Genomic DNA, 18,694 nt, shown 5'->3' on the forward strand with positions numbered 1-18,694 from the left:
AACCGCGGCTTTATCCCGAGGGATTAGATGTTAGTGGCTTTGGGACGGCCTGAATGCCGTTTTCCTGAAATGCCTGCTGCACAGCGATCAAAACGGCACGGCGGATCATGAAGTTTCTGCCCGCTTTCGCCTTGAACTTGGCCCGGATGACCAGCGTGCCGTCCTCAACCTCGGCAATTCCCTGGCTCTTGAACGGCTCGAGCAGATCTCCAGCAAGTTCCGGGTTGGCCGAAATATCCTGGCCGATCTTCTTGAAAATTTTGCGGACCTTTTCGACATCGGTGTTGAATGCAACGCGAAAGGTCAGTTTCTCGATCATCCAGTCGCGACTGAAATTCTGAATCTTGCCAATCGAGCCATAGGGGATTGTCGCCAAGGCGCCGCGCTGATGGCGCAGGGAAACCGACCGGACCGAGATTTTTTCTACGGTTCCCTTGGCGCCTGACGTTTCGATATATTCGCCGAAGCGGAATGCATCGTCGATTAGGAAGAACAGCCCGGATACCAGGTCCTTCACCAGCGTCTGCGAGCCGAAGCCGATGGCTAGCCCGAACACACTCATGCCGGCGATCAGCGGCCAGACATTAATCCCGATCGTCACCAGGATCGAGAGCAGCGCCAAGGCCAGAATGCTCGATTTGCCGACCGCGTTGAGCAGCGGCACCAGCGTGCCCAGCCGTGAACGCGGCGCACCCTGCACCTCCTCGTCACCCCCTACGGCGCGCAACTCCGCGCGCAAGGCACGAGCCGTCCCGGCCCCGACCACGTTCCATAGAAACGCCGCCCCCAACATGATCAGCGCCACCCCAGATGCGCCCTTGGCGACCTCCCGGAGATCTATGCCGAACCCGGCAGCCAGCGGTGTCGCCCATAGCGTTCCCAGCATGGCAACAATGATAGCCACGACGGTGAAGCGGGCGGTCTGGCGCCCTGCCGCTGTCAGGATCGAGATGTCAGGAGATTCCAAGCCGCGCTGCGCCCAGTTCCCGATCATTGCGTCGAGATGCGGCGCCACGAGAAACAACAACGCGGTCAGCAGAACGGCCGACCCGCGAAGCGATGCTCCCAAAGTCAGCGCGGCCTGAGTGCTGAGAAAGGTGATTATCAGGAACGCGATTACGATTGCCGGCCACATTTTGGCAAGATGGGTGCGCCAGCGGCTTCTGGGGCGCGGACCGGCTACGGCGACTGCCATTGTGCGCCTGTGCCGCCATACCGCCCATGCAGACAGAAGGTAGATCGGAATTGCCGAGCCCGTTCGCAGCAGATCGTCCAAGGCCGGCCCGACGCTCCAGAGCCGCAACGTCGCGAGCAGCGTAACGGCGATGACCGCCAAGCCAACGGCAAGCGAGAGGTCGCGCACGAGGGCCACCAGATGGGCGGAGCGCTCTGCGAACTCGGTTCGCCGCGATGCCATCAATAGTGATCTGAAAGCAGCGAGAGTGATGAAGCCGAGCACGGTCGCCACCGTCCAAAGCCGAAGGGTTTGCAAAGGCAGGCCAGAACCGCCCAGCAGCCGCGCGGCAATGAAACCGATCACCAGAGCCACCACACTAGCCGCCACGCCCGCGAAGAATCCGCGCCTTCCACTACTTGTGGCGCTCGTCTTCTTGAACCGCCGGGCAAGCAGGATGAACACCCCCGCGACGAGTGCAACAAGCGACACAATCTCGAACAAGAGCACAAGACGAGGCGTTCCCCCAGCCGCAAGCGAAGCCTTCAGGTTTTCAAGTTCGACGGGGACGTCGGCCAAAGCCGCAAGCCGCGCGAACAGTCCGGAAACGAAACGCTCTGCAAGCTGTTCGAACCCCCAAATCAACGAGGGAACGTCTGTTTCCGCCATCGTGTTCACGAATTCTCCCTCACCCGCAGTAGCCGACAAGTCCTGCGCGTCGGTTCTCCAGTACGGATCAGTCGGTGATCGCATCGCCCTTCAGGATCGTCTCCAGGTCGTCGGGCGCGGGTTTGCCCGCTTTCCCCTCGACCGTCGTAATGGGCTCACTGATCGTCGCTGCCGCGGCGTTGCCAACAGTGTCGACCGTACCGGCAATCATCAGACCCAGCTTGTCACCGAGGCCTACTCGCGAGTCGGTCATAATTTGACCGGAACCCAATTGCGCTCCCAACAACTGAACGATTTCCGGGCTTTCGGCAAACTTGCTGTGGTTCAAGCGATCGTCGGTCTTCACGTCGGTCAAATCGAGGACGGTTATTCCGGCTGCCTCCAGCTTCGATTTGTACGGCTCCTTTGACGGATCAGCCTGCCCAACCCGATCGACATTGCCTGCAATCAGACGCGAGACCGCAAGCGCCCGATCATCGCGTGAAACTGTGATCGTGAATTTCGGCTTTTTCGGTCCAAGTTCGGTCCACTGGCGACCAAAGACATCCACATCCAGGTCGGGAGATGCAAGGATGACGTTCCTGATCTTGGGCGAAACCTGCCCGTCCTCCAATGCCATCTGCCTCAGCGATTCCATGGCAAGCCATGTTCCCATCGAGTGAGCCATGACGGTAATGTCCGTCACGCTGCGGTCGTCCGCCAAGGCCTTCAGCGTTCGCTCGAACGCAGTCCGTGAAAAATTGGTGCTTTCCTTGTCGTAGTTGTAGCCGAGCACGCTCGCGCGCGAAGGCCACGTGAAAAGAATAGGCACGACCCTTGCTCGCGAGTCATGCACGAACTGCGCGAAGCGAAAAACCGAATCTTCATAACGGTTGTTGAAGCCATGTACGAATACGAGAACATGGCCGTTCGAATTGTGAGAATGTAGCCAATTGTGAGCCTCGGGAATCGACAGGTTCTTCACGGCAACAACAGCGAAGTCCTTTTCGGGATTCGGCGGCAGCGTTTTTGGCCATTCGACCGTGCCGGGCGCCCGCTTCGGCGGAATTGAAATGGTCAGATCGGTCATGGAAAGCGCCGGGCTGCGCTCGCCTGTAAACAGGGTCGCTGGGTCGCCGGAAGGCTTGCGGCTGGTTGCGACCAGCATGGTTACATCTGATGCCGCCGACGATACCAGATTCGCGGGGATTGGCGCCAAAACGCCTTCTGGTCCTGCTCCGCACCCCGTCAGCATGAGGAACAGAGTTGATATACTCCATACAGCCTGCCTACCCGCCCATCTAGACTGTGCCATTAGCCACCTTTGCCTTTGCGGGTATGCCAGCCGAGATTCGGCACCCCGTCCCTCACACCGGACGCACGATACAACGGAAGCCGAGGTGGCAAGTGGACGTGTCTACCGCCTGGGCCATGCGCGCGGCGGGACGATAACGCCGGCAGTAAATGGGCGCGCAGAGGAAGGACCCGCCCTTGGTGACCTTGCGCGGAATCCTGATGTCAGGCGTCAGCGGATCGTAGCTCGCGTCGCGCTGGCCGCCGCGCGGATCTGTCATCGTGCAACATGGGCTTTCGATGCGACGATGCTCCTGGTACCAGTCCGTGGTCCACTGCCAGACGTTGCCTGCCATGTCGTAGAGCCCATAGCCGTTTGGAGGAAACGAGCCGACCGGAGCGGTCCACTCGTATCCATCCTCGCAATCGTTGCGGAATGGGAAGTCGCCCTGATACGTGTTGGCCATATGCTGGCCGCCGGGGGTCAATTCATCGCCCCATGCGAACTCTGTGCCGTCCAATCCTCCACGGGCCGCGAACTCCCATTCCGCCTCGGTCGGGAGCGCCTTTCCCACCCAGTTCGCATAGGCTTCGGCGTCCTCAAATGCGAGATGGACTACCGGGTGGTTGTAGAGGCCTTTAATAGAACTCGCAGGCCCACGCGGATGGCGCCAATTGGCACCCTTCACATAGGCCCACCATCGGTAATGGTCGCTTCGGTTGGTGCCAGGCGGCGGTCGGACGAATATCGCTGATGCCGGAGCGAGCATCTCCGCCGGCGCGTTGGGATACTCGGCTGCATTGGCAGGACGCTCAGCCAGCGTCACGTACCGCGTCGCAGCGACGAACTTCGCAAAATCATTGTTCGTGACAGTCGTCACATCCGCCCAGAAACCATCGACCACGACGCGGTGAGTTGGGGCCTCTTCCGGATAATGGTGGTCTGATCCCATGAGGAATTCGCCACCAGGGATTCGCACCATGTTCGGAAATGGCGGGCTGTGCCGAGGAATGGAACGAACATGCTCCAAATCCTCCGTAGACGGCACAGCCATGCCTGCATCACTCATGACTATAGTTCCAGCAAACTTTGAACCGAGCGGGATTAGTCTCCGAGTTGATTGAACATCGAGGATGGATCGGCCGCAATTGGCGGTGCACCGAAGGTCAGCTTGATCGCCTCCCCGATCAGCAGCGGCGGTGCCATTTGCTTGGCGATTTCCACGATCTTCGCCTTCATCTCCTTGACGGTGTCCGGCTTCTTATCGGCCAGGTTAGTAGTTTCGGACTTGTCGGCGGCGAGGTCGAACAGTTCGACGCGCTCCAACACGCCGGCCGACCATACAAGCTTGATATCGCCTTCGCGGATTGCGCCGCCGGTCGGGTCGACATTGTAGACCATCTCACTGCGGGGCGAAGGCTTGCCTTCGCTGATCGTTCCCCAGACATCCATGCCGTCGAGCGGCTTGTTCTTGGTTGGCTTCGCCCCGGCAAGCCCGGCAAGAGTCGGATAGATATCCGTGACATGTATCAGGCCATTCACGTCGCCGGCCTTTACCTTGCCCGGCCAGTTCGCCAGGGCGCACACGCGGGTGCCGCCCTCATAGAGCGTTCCCTTGCCACTGCGGTACGGCCCATTGTCGGCCGGAAGGCTGTTGCCGACCTTCGATTCGCCTGCAAACATAGCGTCCCGCACGCCTCCATTGTCGCTCTGGAAGACGATGATTGTATTGTCTCGCATCTTCTTCTTCTCGAGCGCGGCAACAACACGTCCGATTTCGTCGTCCAGGACGGAAACCATGGCCGAGTAAAGCCGGCGCTGCTCATCAGCCACGTGAGCGTATTTCTTGACATATTCGTCGGGCGCCTGGAACGGCGAATGCGGGGCGGTGAATGCCAGGTACAAGAACAGCGGCGCATTGCCGTCATGTCTTTCGATTACCTTGGCGGCTTCCTTGCCGAACAAGGTATTGTCGAAACCCGGCTCTTTCAGCTGCTTGTTGTCTCGATACCAGTCCATCACGCCATGGGACGCGTGTTTGAAATGATCGATTTCACCGACCAGGGCTCCGTGGAACGAATCGAAGCCACGCTGACGCGGCCAATACTCAGTCTTTGCATGACCCAGATGCCATTTGCCCACCATCGCGGTCTTGTATCCCGCATCCTTGAGCATCTGAGGCAGGAGATACTCATCGGTGGAAAGGCCGTAGCTGCCACCCGATGGAATAACGCCCGTCTGCAGCCCGTAGCGCAACGGATAGCGTCCCGTCATTAGCGCCGCGCGGGTGGGCGTGCACATCGGCTGAGCATAAAATTGTTCCAGGCGCGCGCCTTCGGCGGCGAGCTTGTCGATGTTTGGCGTCTTGATGTCCGAGCCGTGGAAGCCCACGTCCTTCCAGCCCTGGTCGTCTGAGATGATGTAGATGATGTTGGGTCGTGCCGTCTGGGCCGCCGCCTGGTCGACGCCGGCGAGACCAGCGAGTGCGCCCGAAAAGCCCACCGGCGCGGCAAGCCGCGCTGCGACAGCCGCCGTACCGGCCATCAATGCATCACGCCTCGTCATTTTGGCGCTGATACCGGCCTCGGCCGGCAATTCCTGATCGTTGTTCATTAGCCCTCCTTGATTTGTCGGCGCTAGCCTGTATTCGGCGTGGGCCGACTGAAAATGTGGCGCGCCCTTCTTCCGATCAGTGCCCCGCCACGCAAAGCGGCATGGCAACCGTTAGGAAGACTGAGTCGCCTTCCAGACGATTTTTGGCATCGAACTCGCGGTAATATTTGATCCGAGTCGAGACTGGCAGCTTGCCAACCTGAAAGTTATAGCCCGCGGTGGCTCCGATCGCCGCCACTTCGCCTTGAAACCCGCCAAGCACTGGGGGAACTCCAGACCCGCTATCGTCGGTCAGCTGGTTGTAATAATAGCCAACCAAACCCACGTCGAATGCCTTGTTGAAATGCTGGTCGATCGTTCCCTCGAAGTGGAAGTCCGTGCCGTTCTTGTAATGGGTCGCCGTATCCTCGCCGTTGAAAGTGATGCCGGTTGCCGCCGAGAGTTCAAGGCCTGTAGCGGAGTTCAGCCACGTGCCCGATGCGTAAATGTCGGCGGCCCAGTGGTTGAACGACAGATTGGCGATGTCGCCCTCGTGGTAATCACCCACCGGGACGTTCACGCTCACTCCGGTCTGCCAGTGAAAATCGCCACTGTGCCAGCCGACAAAGCTTCCAAGCACGGGATCGCCCAGGGTCGTGATGCTGTCTGACACCGACAACGGGCTCGGGAGAATTCTGCCCGTTATATCGGGTCCGCCGATCGGCACGGTCGCAGTGAATGCCAGATTGCCGCCCATGACCTGCCATGGAGAAACCCAAAGGGCGGTCGAAAGATTGATAAGGGCCTTTGCATGGACGTCCGCAACGAGCTTTCCGCCGAGGTCGAGATCGACGCTTGCATTGCCGGAATAGATATAAAAATCGTTCTGGAAATAGACGCCTGGTGGCGGGGTGAAACCCGCCATGGGGCCGCGCGAACCGAGGAGATAGAAGCTCGCGCCACCTTCCGCCGCCTGGACGCTCGGAACCATCACCAGGTTGGCGAGCGCAGTCATGGCGACGCCCAGCAAACCCTTGATGCCGCACCTCATCGTAGCCTCGGCGAAGGTGCTGGATGCCCCGAGCACACTTGTCCGGAATACGTCTTGTCTATTCATAGTCCCCCGCCAGCCGTGAGTCGGCCAATGTTGCGCCAATTGATTTCGCGCACTTTCTTCATAGGTTAGTCTAATCTAACTGGCCTGCTATCCACTTTGCGCAAAGGAGCCATGTTTTGACAAAATGGCCGTTTGCCCGGACGAGCTGTTGGTCCGGGAGAGGATTTCCGTTGCCGCTGCCTGGCTTGGAGTCGGTCTCGACGAGGAGCGAAACCGAGAAGGCGAGGAGGTGGTCAACAATGCGGCTTCCCGCGTCGATGTCCCTGTCTTTCCGGCGGATGAAAAACGCGGAGTGGCCGCGGAGATGCTCGTCTTTCGATCTGCCGCGTCCACAACGGCTCGCGAAGGACCCTGTTAGCTAAGCCGCTGATCGCGCCCCCAACTCCCGCCGAACCAGAACAAGCGTCGCATCGTCGGGATCGGTCGTGACGGTGAAACCCATGTCGCGCTCGACCTCGATCGCGGCACGGTTTTCACGGCTCTCGATCGACTCGATGGCCTTTAGGCCGAGTTCTTCCGCTAGCTCGCAATATAGGCGAGCAGCTCCCAACCGACGCCCAGATGGCGATCCGCGCGAATGCAGATCGCGACCTCGCCGTTTCGATCGGCTGGATCGCTTGCTAGCATCGCGACCGCGATCAGCATTCCGTCGTCCGAGAAGGCAAAAAAATGGATATGGGCGTCGTCGGAACGCGTCATCGCCACCAGCCGCTCGTGTGAGTCGAGAAAGCGAAATCGCAGATCGTCCGGCGTCACATGGACGAAGAACTCCGCCAGAGTTGGTTCGTCTTCGGGCCGTGCAAGGCGTACTTCGAAGTGGAATTCGCTACGTGTGGTAAATGCGCTGTCCGCGGTCATGTGAGGACGTCTAATCCTGGGTTGTTCTGAATGGCCGGATGCGGCGGACCTAAAGGGATATGGCTTTCCTTGGGCATCTCCGTGCCACGGTTAGACCATGTCTGGTCATTCGCTCATGCAGTGGAGCGCGTCGTGCTTGACGATCTCGATGCTGCGCAGGTTGAGAAGGCGGATGACGCCCTTGTCCTTCAACCGGGTGAAGACCCGTGACACGGTCTCGATGGTGAGGCCGAGATAGTCACCGATGTCCATACGCGACATTGGCAGTTCCACCTGCCGCAAGCCGCCCTGGCGCTCCGCCAGGTCGACAAGGAATGCAGCCACGCGTTCGATGGCGTTCTGGCGACCGAGAACCAGCAGGTGTTCCTGAGCTCGGGTCAACCCCTTGAGCGCCAAGGGCAGCAGCTGGCGCGATATATCCGCGCCGGCAGTGAGCCGCAAAACGCGGATAGCGGTCGCGTTGATAGCCTCTGCGAAGAAATGATGCGTCGCGTCCGCCTCAAAGCCGAATGTCTCTCCGGCGAGGTGAAAGGCGCTGATCTGCCGGCGACCGTCGGCAAGCAGACGGTAGATGCGCACGGCGCCGAACTCGACTTGATAGAAGGCTCCAGCCTTTTCGCCCTGGGCGTAGATTTCCGTGCCGGCGGGAAAAAAGCTGACCGGCTGCAGCGGCGCCGGGTCGAACGCGTCCGGCAGGGTTGGTTGCACAGAATGGGACGGCAGTGAGATTCTGGAGCTCGTGTAGGCGTGCATGGCTGTTTTCCCGGTTGATCCGTGACACAGCAATCGCGCGAATCCGTGGCTCGCGAAATTCGGTTATGTCCCTACGGGGAACTACTTAGGACCAGTCTGCGGCGGGCGGACGTCCTGTTGAAAAACATCGATATCACGGGTGAAACGGCGCGCCGGCTTCGAACCACGTCCCGCGCTCACCTTTAACAATTTTGACGGCGTCATCCATCTTGCCGATTGCGGCAGGCTTGCCGGTTGCTTCAGCGAACTCGATTGCAGCACGGACCTTCGGCCCCATGGAGCCCGCTGGAAAATTCCTCTCGGATATTTCCATGGGAGTCACTCGCCGGAGCGCGCGAGCTGCAGCTGATCCATAATTGACATAGACGGCGTCGACGTCAGTCAGCATCAACAGCATGTCGGCCTTCAATTGACGCCCAAGAAGCGAGCTTGCCAGATCCTTGTCGATAACGGCCTCGACGCCGCAAAGACTGCCATCTTCCCGGGCTATCACCGGAACCCCGCCGCCGCCGGCACAGATGACGATCACGCCGCGCTCGACCAGGAACGAGATTACAGACGCTTCCAGGATCACCAACGGCTTGGGCGAAGGCACGACGCGCCGCCACTTGTCGCCATCGGGCGCTATCTGCCAGTCGCGCTCGCCGGCAAGCCTGCGCGCTGTTGCTTCATCGTAGATCGGGCCGATGGGCTTTGTCGGGTGCGCGAACGCCGGATCGTGCGGATCGACCTTCACCTGTGTCAGCAGGGTCGCAAAAAGCCTCTCTTTGAGCAGGTTGCCGACTTCCTGCTCAATGACGTAACCGATCATGCCTGCGCTCTCGGCGCCAAGCACGTCGAGTGGAAAGGTCCCCCCCTCCGCAGTTGCCGCTGCCTGCAGGGCCAAAAGTCCCACCTGCGGACCGTTTCCGTGCGTGACTACGATCGAGTGCCCTTCGCCGACCAGATTCGCCAACACAGGCGCGGCGCGCACGATGTTGGCGCGCTGGTTCTCCGCCGTCATCGGTTCGCCACGGCGTAGCAGTGCGTTTCCGCCCAACGCGACGACGATAAGCATCTCAGTTGCCGATCGTGGCGACGAGCAGGGCCTTGATCGTGTGCATCCGGTTTTCAGCCTGGTCGAAGACGATCGAGGCCGCCGACTCAAACACTTCGTCGGTGACCTCCATGCAGTCAATGCCGTGTTCCTTCGCAACGAAGGCGCCGATCTCGGTCTCTGTGTCGTGGAACGCCGGCAGGCAATGCATAAATTTGACGTGGGGGTTACCGGCTGCGGCTATCACGTCGCCGGTGACCCGATATGGCGTCAAAAGGCGAATGCGCTCGGCCCAGCCCGATTTGTCCTCGCCCATCGACATCCAGACGTCGGTGTAGATGAAATCAGCATCCTGGACGCAGCTCGTCACCTCCTCGTCGAGCCGGAAGCGGCCGCCGCTGCGTTCCGCCAGGTCCCTGAGATGAGCGCAGAACTCCTCGTCCGGCCAGAGTTCCTTTGGCGAGGCGATGCGCATGTCGATGCCGACCTTGGCTGCTCCAAGTGCCAGGGACAGCGCGACATTGTCCCGGCCCTCACCGACGAAGGTGACGATCATGTCCGAAAGATGCTTGTGCGTGAATTCCCGCATGGTCATGAAATCGGCGAGGATCTGTGTCGGGTGCGCCTCGTCGGTAAGGCCGTTGTAGACCGGCACGCCGGCATATGTAGCCAGCACTTCGGCCTGGTGCTGGCCAAAGCCGCGATACTCGATCGCGTCATACATGCGGCCGAGCACGCGGGCGGTGTCCTTCATGGATTCCTTATGGCCGATATGGCTGCCGCTAGGGCCGAAATAGGTGACGTGAGCGCCCTGGTCATAGGCCGCCACTTCGAACCCCGTGCGAGTGCGCGTCGAATCCTTTTCGAAGATCAGGGCGATGTTCTTTCTGACAAGGCGCGGAATTTCGTGACCGGCGAGCTTGGCCGCCTTGAGGTCGGCTGCCAGCCTGAGAAGAAAGCGGATTTCGTCGGCCGTTAGATCGTCCAGCGAGAGGACGGAGCGGCCATGAAGATTGATCGACATGGAGATTTCCTTTCGGGTCAGATCGGGTCGCGGACAATCGGACAGGTCATGCAGTGCCCGCCACCGCGTCCGCGGCTGAGTTCGGCGCCCTCGACGGTGATCACTTCAATGCCGGCGCGGCGCAGCAGCGTGTTGGTGTAGACGTTGCGGTCGTAGCCGATGACCACGCCGGGCTCGACCGCAACAACATTGTTGCCATCATCCCATTGCTCGCGCTCGGCCTCGTAGCGGTCGCCGCCAGTGGCGATGATCCGCAGCGACTTCAATCCGAGGGCTTCGGCGACCACCGTCGTGAACGGCTTTGTCTCATCGGTGACCTCGACCGCTGCCTCTCCATCGCCCGGCCGCAGCGAGAAGGTGCGCAGCCGCTCAACCACCGGCGGGTACATGGTCACCAGATCGCGATCACAGAAGGTGAAGACGGTATCGAGATGCATGAAACTGCGGTCGCGGGGCATCAGGGCCGCAATCACACGCGTGGCCTCACCAGCCGTGAACAGGCTGCGCGCAAGGTCGCCAACGGCTTGCGGCGTGGTGCGTTCTCCCATGCCGATGAGAACCGTTCCGCCGCCAATCGGCATGACATCGCCGCCTTCCAGGCTGGTGCCCGTTCCCGAGCCCGGCGACACGAAAGGGACGCCGCTGTCGCGAAAGCGGGGATGGAAGCGGTATACAGCTTCGACGTTGGCGGCTTCCGGGCGTCTGGCGGGCCAATACATCGAATTGACGGACACCGACCCGTAGATCCAGCAGGAACTGTCGCGGGTGAACAACTGGTTCGGCAGCGGCGGCAACACGAAATCCTGGGGGACGAGCGTCCTTCCCGTCAGGCCTTTGGGTGCGAAAGGAAGCTCGGCGCGGGCAATGCCCCCGACAAGGTAAGACGACAATTGCTCTGACGGCATCTCGTTGAGCCATCCGCGCAGCTCGTCGACCGTGTCGAGCCCGACGACGCCGGGATGAACCCGGCGATCGAGAAGCCAGTCGCGGGCCTTGGCCAGGCTCATTGTCTGAGCCAGGAGCTCCCCGAAGGAATGCACAAACACGCCGCATTCGCGCAGCGCATCGACGAAGACATCGTGTTCCTGGCGAGCCCGCTTGACCCACAGCACGTCGTCGAAGAGCAGCGCCTTGCAGTTTTCCGGTGTCAGCCTGCGTAGGCTGAGGTCCGGACGGTGGACCATCACCTCGCGCAGGCGGCCGACCTCGGAATGCACACCCAGGCTTGTCATCGCGTCAAATCCTCTCACAGCGGGCTGACGGCGCCGGTCCACATCTCGTAGACGGCGAGGATGGCGACAGCGATGAGGGCTGCGGCAACTGCCGCTTCGGCAGGATGGAACACACGCTGATCAGTTTCGCGGCGCGCCCAGATGTAGAAGATAATACCGGGTGCATAGAGGATCGCGCACATGAACAGGTACGCCGGCCCCGCCGCATAGACGAGCCACACCCCGTAGACGGTTGCCAGCAACCCCGCAAAAAGCGGGCCGGCTCGCGGCTCGCCACTCTCGTAGCTCTCTCCCGTCAACGCGAGCTTGGCCCCATAAGCCCCGGAAAAGATGTAAGGAACCAGGATTGCGGCCGACGCGATGTAGAACAGCGCCTGGTAGGTGCTTTGGGCGAAAAGCGTGATTACCAGAAACGCCTGGACCAGCAGGTTGGTAATCAAAAGCGAAGTCGACGGCACGCCACGCTCGTTTTCCCGGCCGAAGAATTTCGGCATCGTTCCGTCCTTGGCAGCGACATGTGGAATTTCTGCTGCAAGCAGCGTCCAGCTCAGGAAGGCGCCGACCACGGACACGACAAGCGCGATGTTGATGAGGATGGCGCCCCAGGGGCCGACAACCGCCTCAAGCACACCCGCCATCGAGGGGTTCTTCAGCGCGGCGAGTTCGGGCTGGTTGAGGATGCCGAGCGACAGCAGGGACACCAGGGCGTAGAGCGCAAGGCAGGTGAAGAAGCCGAGAACTGTCGCGGTGGCGATGTCCTTGCGGCGCTCGGCACGACCGGAAAATACGCTGGCGCCTTCGATACCGATGAACACCCACAGGGTGACAAGCATTGTACTTTTCACCTGTGCGGTGATCGAGCCGAGACTGGCATTGCCCAAGCCGTTGATGTCGAGCGACCAGACCTGCAATTTGAAGGCGACGGCAATAACCCCGACGAACAGGACAATCGGTGCGATCTTTGCCACCGTGACGATGAGGTTCACAACGGCGGCTTGCCGGATGCCGGCGAGGACGAGGACGTGGATCAGCCACAGCAGTATCGATGCGCCGAGCACCGCCTGCCAGGTGTTTCCATCGCCGAAGGCCGGAAAGAAATAGGAGAGGGCGCTGAACACGATCACCGCGTAAGAGACGTTGCCGACCCAGGCGCTGATCCAGTAGCCCCAAGCGCTGTTGAAGCCGATGAAGGGACCGAAGCCAGCCTTGGCGTAGGCGTAGGGCCCGGCATCGAGCTCGGGTTTGCGGGTCGCAAGCGATTGATAGACAAAGACCAGTGCCAGCATGCCGACCGCGGTGATCGCCCAGCCGATCAGGATGGCGAGGGGACCGGCACCAGCCGCCATATTCTGCGGCAGGCTGAACACGCCGGAGCCGACCATCGAGCCGATGACCAATGCGGTCAGGGACCCCAGTCGAAGTTTCGTTGGCGCCGCAGTCGCCACTTTCGGAACAGGGATGTTGAAATCAGCCGTAGTCATGATGCTCTCCCAAATTTGAAGGCTCTGATGGGAGGCAATGAACAGGAAGACGGCGCTGTCAGCTTTGATGCCGGTCAAATCAGAAAAGTGGGTTCCCGGTTCACGGGTCTTCAAGTTAAGGAGACTCGCTCACCCAAATCGGATGTGTCCGATCCATTCACCCCACTCGCATCGTCAGGCGAAGACAAGGCGGCGACAAGGGCGAGGTGTCGGAGCTCGATCCCGGCAAATCAGGCACATTAATCGTCGATCTGAAGCCTGTGAAATACCTGCTTATCTGCAACGTGCCAGGCCACTATGGCGCCGGCATGTCACCCGAATTCACCGTCGAGCCATAAGCCCTGAAGCCTCAAACGCATGGGGGTGCCTCCCGCCTTCCGGCTCGTCACGCTAAAGCCCTCGTGACGGGCCAAGGGCTGCATATTTGGCCATCCAGATGGACCTAGTTAAATTCGTTTCGGTTGCGCTGGGCTTGTACATATATTGCCCACTTCGACCCGTGCAGTCCTTCGGCCTCACTTTCGCAAGCCCATTTTTTTAGGCAGCATCTGCCGAAGTACATCATCCTTGCGAACGAAATGATGCAAAAGGGCGGCGGCCGCGTGCAGTCCTGCAACGATAAGTATCAGATTGGCGCAGAGGCTATGCAATTCTCTGATGAATCCAGCCGTGGCTCGATCCGGTGGATATGGGGACGGGATGGTGAACAGACCGAAGAAACTTAAGGCGTCGCCCCTGTACCAAGTCAAGAGGACGCCGAGAACCGGGATGGTCACTAGCAGTGCGTAAAGCAGAAGATGGGTGGCCTTGGCCGCCCACCGCTCGATCTGTTTCATTTCCATGAGCGGATCCGACGCGTCCATGGGCAGCTCCGGCGCGCCCCGTACCAAGCGCAGGCATATGCGCACGACGACAAGCGCAAAAAGAAGCAGGCCAAACGAAATGTGAAACCACCAGACGAGATTGCGGACGGGATCGCCCCGAGAAAAAATGTCTGCGACATAGGTCAGCCCATAGAGTCCGATGACCAGCACGAACACTGACCAATGGATGGCCTTCTGGGAGCTTGAATAAGTGGGGTTCATCCGACAATCCCGTTTGGAGGTAACTCTGATCAGCCATGATCTTGTCAAAGCCGTGTTCCGAATGAGGGCATCGCCGCGCCCGACTCAAGTTCTTCTCCAGCCGCCCATCTGGCCTGGTGTTCATGCCGGAATCCAAGGCAATAGATTGGACAGATAAGCAGCTTGGGTACACGCCCATGGCAAGCCCAAGAAGAGGGCAAGGCCCGCAATTGAAGCATCTTTCAACTCTCGATGCCCTGCGAACCTTGTAGCCACATCACTCCATTTGCGGGTTAGGCGATGTCGGCGGGCTCGGCTTTGCGTTTTCGCCCTGTGATCATGGCTCGGACCAGGTTTTCGCGATGGCGTAAGCTTGCCAGCACAACGCCGCCAATGTGGAGGAAGACGAGTAGCAGCAGGCCGTGCGCAGCCAGGCTGTGCGCCGCTTCGACCCACGCCACGCCGAAATAAGTGTCCGTCGTCATCAGCCAGCCGGTCAGCGCGGTTGAACCCATCGCCGCAATCAGCACGATCACCATCGCGCCACCAGCCGGATTGTGGCCGATGTAGCGGGCTTCGCGACTGCTCAGTATTGCCGAGAGATAGCGCAGCACCGTCGCCGGATCCCGCACGAATTGTGAGAACCGCGCATAGCGCGTGCCCAGAACGCCCCACACGAGCCGCATCGCGACCAGCCCGGCAGCGGCGTATCCAGCCCAGTGATGGATATTCTCCGAGGAATGAGAGGTGAGCCAGGCCGCGACGAAGCTGAGCACCAGTGTCCAGTGGAAACTTCGCACGACCCGATCCCAGACGCGCACCATCTCCGGAGATGGCTGCGCGTCCGCGGCTGCCGAAGCGCTCAGATCAATTTTCGCCGGCTTCGGCATTGTCGAGCTTTTCAAGGGTCTCGGCATTGTAGGCTAGGTTCACCTTCTTGCCGGCCTTGTCCACCGCGTAGACTTCGTAGCAGCCCTTCTCCACTTTGATCTGGCGGACGGTGAGGCCTTCGCCGATCAATTGCGTCTCGAGCGTTGCTTTCGGCTTGAACTGTGATTTCGGGGCGGTGCTGCAACTGCCGCCGGCGGCGAGTGCTGGCCCTGCAATCAAGCCCGCGAGGGCGGCTAGAACAAGTGTGCGGTACATGATGGCTCCATTTTGAAGAATGGGCGCGGATGTTGCGCCTGTGGGTGGGATTTCGATCGCTTCAGTCAGACGGCGACATGACCGTCATTGGTGCGGCATAACCAATTCAACCTGACAATTGGCTGACAGCTGCACGGGCGTCGCCGATCGGGTTCGCGCCGGCCGGTTTGATCTGGCGCAAGGACAGTGGGGGATGTTCATGAACGGGATGATGGCTTGGATATGGAGCGCTCTGCTGCCATCCTGAAGGGAGATCGCCATGAAGGGCATATCAAGAAAGGCAGCACTTGGACTCGCTGCCGCATTGTTCATTGCCGGCAGCGCCGCTGCCGTCCGGGCCGCGACGCTTGTCCAGATTTCGATGTGGGACAAGGGCGCGAGTTCGGAGATGCCGATGGGGCTCGCCTATGCAACACAAGGACTAGATATCGCCAAAGCGACTATGGGCATCAAGGCTTTGCCAGGTGCGGTGAAGGCCGGAGAGGTCACATTCAATGTGAAAAATAACTCCAAAGACACCGTTCACGAAATGATCGTGATGTACCTTGCTGATCCCGGCAAGCCGCTCCCTTACCTTGAGGCCGAGAACCGGGTCGACGAAGACAAGGCCGGCGATAAGGGTGAGGTTTCGGAGCTCGATCCTGGCAAATCAGGCACATTGACTGTCGATCTGAAGGCTGGAAAGTACCTGCTTATCTGCAACGTGCCAGGTCACTACGGGGCCGGCATGTGGGCCGAATTTACCGTCGATCCATAGGCCCTAAAGCAGGCAGCCTCTTGGCCGGAACCTACGACCGTTGCAGTTTCGAAGCTCGCCTGGGTTGCCGTCTTGCCGGTTTGGGCGCCGCATAAGGCCTGGTGGCTCTGGCTTTGTTTGCGGCGCCGGCAAAGGATGGCTTTGAATCGCTGTCCCGGTTTCTGCAGGCTAAAGCCCTCGCTCACCGAGCTTGCGCATTTGTCCGATCCATTTCCCGCGTGTCGGATCGCTGGCGCCCGCGACCATCCCGAACAGGGTCTCCCGCACCCGTCTAATACCGACAAAGTGCAGGATGCTTCGCCGCAACCCGGCGACGCCGTGGCTGAGAAACCAAAGCCGGTAAAGAAACGAAGGCATGCCCATCGTCACCACGACACGAGCGGAACGACCACCAAGCACCGTCCTGGTAAAGCCACCGCCCTTGTCTGGGTAGGCGAAAGCCGTTCCCGGCCGCATCACCTGCTCCAGAAACGCCTTGAGCATTGCTGGCATTGTTCCCAGCCACAGCGGAAAGACAAAGACGACATGCTCCGCCCAGACGATCGCTTGAGCGGCCTCCTTGAGGCTGTCGGGCAGAGCACCGTGCTCAAACTCCTGCATCGTGCGCAGCATCGGAAAATCGAGCGCTGCCAGATCGACTCGGCGGACGACATGTCCCGACTGTTCCGCGCCCTCGCCATAGGCTTTCGCAAGACCACGGCAGAGCCGGCCAGGGGACGGGTCGGGATGACCGACAACGATGAGGATGCGTCGTGACATGGGGTGCCCCGGGGAAGCCTGGCGTCGCAGCGTTAGGGGCGCTCGACCCTTGCTACCCGATAGGTGTGCATGGCGCCATTGCGCTCGATCGACAGATCACCGGTCTCGAACCGTTCGTCGCCGAGATGAAAGCCTATCTCGTCGTCGCGATCGCCTTCGGCGTAGTCGAAATACCACTGCCCGCCAGGCTTGCGTCTCAGCCTGCCGATCAAATCTTCCTCGCCAATGCGAAATCGGCGAACACGGCAGGAGGCCTTGTGCGATTTCCACTCTTCCGCATCAATCCGGCCTTCGCCAGTCAATGGAGCAAGCACGTCGTAGCCCTCCTCGCGTTCGCCTTCCGGATGGCCTTTCTCGGGGGCAAGCAGCAGCCGAATATGTCGGAATTTCGGGGTGAGGTCCTTCAGACTGGTCATGGCGAGCTCCTTTCAAGGAGTTCTAGAGCGGTCGCAGGGCCTGGCCCTTGTCCGCATCAAAGCAGGTTCAAGAACCGCGTTTCAATCAAGGGCTAAGCCACAGCATCGCGCAGGTGCCCGCAGTCGCGGCGGCCAGGGTTGCGCCGGCCAGCGGCAACCAGAATCGGAACGGACCAGTGGAGATTGCGAGCAGCAGGCGACCGATTGCGTTTGCCGCCAGCGCTCCCAGCACTGCCTGCCCGATAGTCTCGACGGGGACCGACTGCTTGACCAGCCGCAAGGCACTGAGCACCGAGACATCGACATCGAACGTGCCGACCAGCGCCGAGGTTACCTGCACGCCACGGCCGCCGAATTGAGCTGCCAATCCAGCGCTCGCGGTTGCGACACTCGCAAAGAGCAGGGCGAAGAGCAGCAAGGGGCCCAGTTCGAATGGATTGCGCGCGATGGCGCTACTTTCGCCACCCCCGCTGTCGCGGGCCAGCAGCAACGCTCCGCAGGAAGCGAAGGCGAGCGCAGCGGCAATCGCCGGTATGCCGACCGAAGCGAACACGCCTGGCTCCACGATCAAGACCACGGCGCAGACCCGAAGCAACGAAACCATTGCACCCAGCGATGCCGCCCCGGCGAGTGGCAGTGGATTGGTTGCCGAGGCGGCGTCGCGGGCAAGCGCCAAGGTCACGGCGGTGGAAGAGACGACCGCACCAGCGAGCGAACTGACCAGCAGACCACGCGTATTTCCCAGGATGCGAACTGCTACATAGCCGGCGAACGATATCGAGGCCATCAGCACCGTTAGGAACCAGATTTCCCAGGGATTGAAACCGCCCCACGGGTCCATCGTCCGGTTTGGCAGCAACGGCAAGACGATTGCCGTCATCACCGCCAGGATCAGCGCCGAACGGAGTTCGATCCAGGTCAGTCGCTTCAAAAGACCGTGCAGGACCTCTCGGCTGGCCAGGATCGCCGCCAAAGCCGCCCCACCGGCAGCGGCCGCGCGATAATCTCCGGCGACGGAAAGCGCGCCAAGCGCGAAAACGCCAAGGCCAGCGATCACGCTCGTGACGCTGAAATCCTCATCATGGGCAGCCTCACGCGCCTTGTACCAGGCGAAAATTGCCGCAAAGGCAATGAACCCGCCGACCAGCACGGATACCGCGCCGAACGCGTTGGCCAGGGCGGCGAGAACGCCGCCGAGTAGGCCGGATATGCCGAATGTCCGAATGCCAGCCGTGCGGCTGCGATCGGGGGCATCCCTTTCTTGCCAGCCACGCTCCAACCCGACGAGCAGACCTATTGCCAGGGCGAGCCCAAGCCGGGCGATGAGCGGATCCATTGACGCG

General features: G+C 60.5%; 18 protein-coding genes and 1 pseudogene. 2 read left to right on the forward strand and 17 right to left on the reverse strand.

The window, feature by feature from the left end; translation table 11 throughout:
- Positions 1 to 10: 10 nt before the first annotated feature.
- The 11 genes and pseudogenes from FJ950_RS24125 to arcD all read right to left on the reverse strand — a co-directional run bounded on the left by FJ950_RS24125 (position 11) and on the right by arcD (position 13,209).
- Positions 11 to 1,843 carry a mechanosensitive ion channel family protein gene (locus FJ950_RS24125; RefSeq protein WP_140619299.1) on the reverse strand — a complete coding sequence of 611 codons (1,833 nt, stop codon included), beginning with the start codon at positions 1,841 to 1,843 and terminating at the stop codon, positions 11 to 13.
- A gap of 130 nt (positions 1,844 to 1,973) precedes the next feature.
- A pseudogene (locus FJ950_RS24130) lies at positions 1,974 to 3,137 on the reverse strand (alpha/beta hydrolase); the annotation flags it as partial.
- 52 nt (positions 3,138 to 3,189) lie between these two features.
- Positions 3,190 to 4,098 carry a formylglycine-generating enzyme family protein gene (locus FJ950_RS24135; protein WP_140619301.1) on the reverse strand — a complete coding sequence of 303 codons (909 nt, stop codon included), beginning with the start codon at positions 4,096 to 4,098 and terminating at the stop codon, positions 3,190 to 3,192.
- 122 nt (positions 4,099 to 4,220) lie between these two features.
- Positions 4,221 to 5,729, reverse strand: a complete 1,509-nt coding sequence (locus FJ950_RS24140; protein ID WP_140619148.1) for an arylsulfatase — start codon at positions 5,727 to 5,729, stop codon at positions 4,221 to 4,223.
- Positions 5,730 to 5,805: 76 nt separating this feature from the next.
- Positions 5,806 to 6,723, reverse strand: a complete 918-nt coding sequence (locus FJ950_RS24145; protein WP_246681368.1) for a transporter — start codon at positions 6,721 to 6,723, stop codon at positions 5,806 to 5,808.
- Between the two features lie 621 nt (positions 6,724 to 7,344).
- On the reverse strand, positions 7,345 to 7,683 hold the full coding sequence (locus FJ950_RS24155; RefSeq protein WP_246677756.1) for a hypothetical protein: 339 nt from the start codon (positions 7,681 to 7,683) through the stop codon (positions 7,345 to 7,347).
- A 105-nt stretch (positions 7,684 to 7,788) separates the two neighbouring features.
- A complete protein-coding gene (locus FJ950_RS24160; protein WP_140619150.1) occupies positions 7,789 to 8,436 on the reverse strand; it encodes a helix-turn-helix domain-containing protein in 648 nt (215 codons plus the stop codon).
- A gap of 133 nt (positions 8,437 to 8,569) precedes the next feature.
- Positions 8,570 to 9,493, reverse strand: a complete 924-nt coding sequence (gene arcC, locus FJ950_RS24165; protein ID WP_140619152.1) for a carbamate kinase — start codon at positions 9,491 to 9,493, stop codon at positions 8,570 to 8,572.
- A 1-nt stretch (position 9,494) separates the two neighbouring features.
- Complete coding sequence (gene argF, locus FJ950_RS24170) at positions 9,495 to 10,496, reverse strand: ornithine carbamoyltransferase (RefSeq protein ID WP_140619154.1); 1,002 nt, start codon at positions 10,494 to 10,496, stop codon at positions 9,495 to 9,497.
- 17 nt (positions 10,497 to 10,513) lie between these two features.
- Complete coding sequence (locus tag FJ950_RS24175; protein ID WP_140619156.1) at positions 10,514 to 11,728, reverse strand: arginine deiminase; 1,215 nt, start codon at positions 11,726 to 11,728, stop codon at positions 10,514 to 10,516.
- A gap of 14 nt (positions 11,729 to 11,742) precedes the next feature.
- Complete coding sequence (arcD, locus tag FJ950_RS24180; RefSeq protein WP_140619158.1) at positions 11,743 to 13,209, reverse strand: arginine-ornithine antiporter; 1,467 nt, start codon at positions 13,207 to 13,209, stop codon at positions 11,743 to 11,745.
- Positions 13,210 to 13,415: 206 nt separating this feature from the next.
- On the opposite strand from arcD, the gene FJ950_RS30125 reads away from it, so the two are divergent.
- Complete coding sequence (locus FJ950_RS30125; protein WP_281408400.1) at positions 13,416 to 13,547, forward strand: hypothetical protein; 132 nt, start codon at positions 13,416 to 13,418, stop codon at positions 13,545 to 13,547.
- 177 nt (positions 13,548 to 13,724) lie between these two features.
- Here the strand turns inward: FJ950_RS30125 and FJ950_RS24185 are convergent, their stop codons facing one another.
- The 3 genes from FJ950_RS24185 to FJ950_RS24195 all read right to left on the reverse strand — a co-directional run bounded on the left by FJ950_RS24185 (position 13,725) and on the right by FJ950_RS24195 (position 15,419).
- Entirely contained in the window at positions 13,725 to 14,294 is a 570-nt protein-coding gene (locus FJ950_RS24185; RefSeq protein WP_140619160.1) for a cytochrome b, read from the reverse strand.
- Between the two features lie 272 nt (positions 14,295 to 14,566).
- Entirely contained in the window at positions 14,567 to 15,097 is a 531-nt protein-coding gene (locus FJ950_RS24190; protein WP_140619305.1) for a cytochrome b/b6 domain-containing protein, read from the reverse strand.
- A 43-nt stretch (positions 15,098 to 15,140) separates the two neighbouring features.
- Positions 15,141 to 15,419: a PepSY domain-containing protein gene (locus FJ950_RS24195; protein WP_127259068.1), complete on the reverse strand. Its 279-nt coding sequence runs from the start codon at positions 15,417 to 15,419 to the stop codon at positions 15,141 to 15,143.
- Positions 15,420 to 15,678: 259 nt separating this feature from the next.
- Here FJ950_RS24195 and FJ950_RS24200 point away from each other — a divergent pair, with 259 nt between their 5' ends.
- Positions 15,679 to 16,176, forward strand: coding sequence for a sulfocyanin-like copper-binding protein (locus FJ950_RS24200; protein WP_140619161.1), 498 nt, complete (start codon positions 15,679 to 15,681; stop codon positions 16,174 to 16,176).
- 168 nt (positions 16,177 to 16,344) lie between these two features.
- Here FJ950_RS24200 and FJ950_RS24205 read toward each other — a convergent pair whose 3' ends face one another.
- From FJ950_RS24205 to FJ950_RS24215, 3 genes are all read right to left on the reverse strand, one after another.
- Positions 16,345 to 16,935 (reverse strand): NAD(P)H-dependent oxidoreductase, encoded by a 591-nt coding sequence (locus FJ950_RS24205; protein WP_140619163.1) that lies wholly within the window; start codon positions 16,933 to 16,935, stop codon positions 16,345 to 16,347.
- 32 nt (positions 16,936 to 16,967) lie between these two features.
- A complete protein-coding gene (locus FJ950_RS24210) occupies positions 16,968 to 17,351 on the reverse strand; it encodes a hypothetical protein (protein WP_140619165.1) in 384 nt (127 codons plus the stop codon).
- A gap of 85 nt (positions 17,352 to 17,436) precedes the next feature.
- On the reverse strand, positions 17,437 to 18,687 hold the full coding sequence (locus FJ950_RS24215) for an MgtC/SapB family protein (protein WP_140619167.1): 1,251 nt from the start codon (positions 18,685 to 18,687) through the stop codon (positions 17,437 to 17,439).
- Between the last annotated feature and the right edge of the window lie 7 nt (positions 18,688 to 18,694).

It is taken from the genome of Mesorhizobium sp. B2-3-14 (genome assembly GCF_006442175.1).
Lineage (GTDB): Bacteria > Pseudomonadota > Alphaproteobacteria > Rhizobiales > Rhizobiaceae > Mesorhizobium > Mesorhizobium australicum.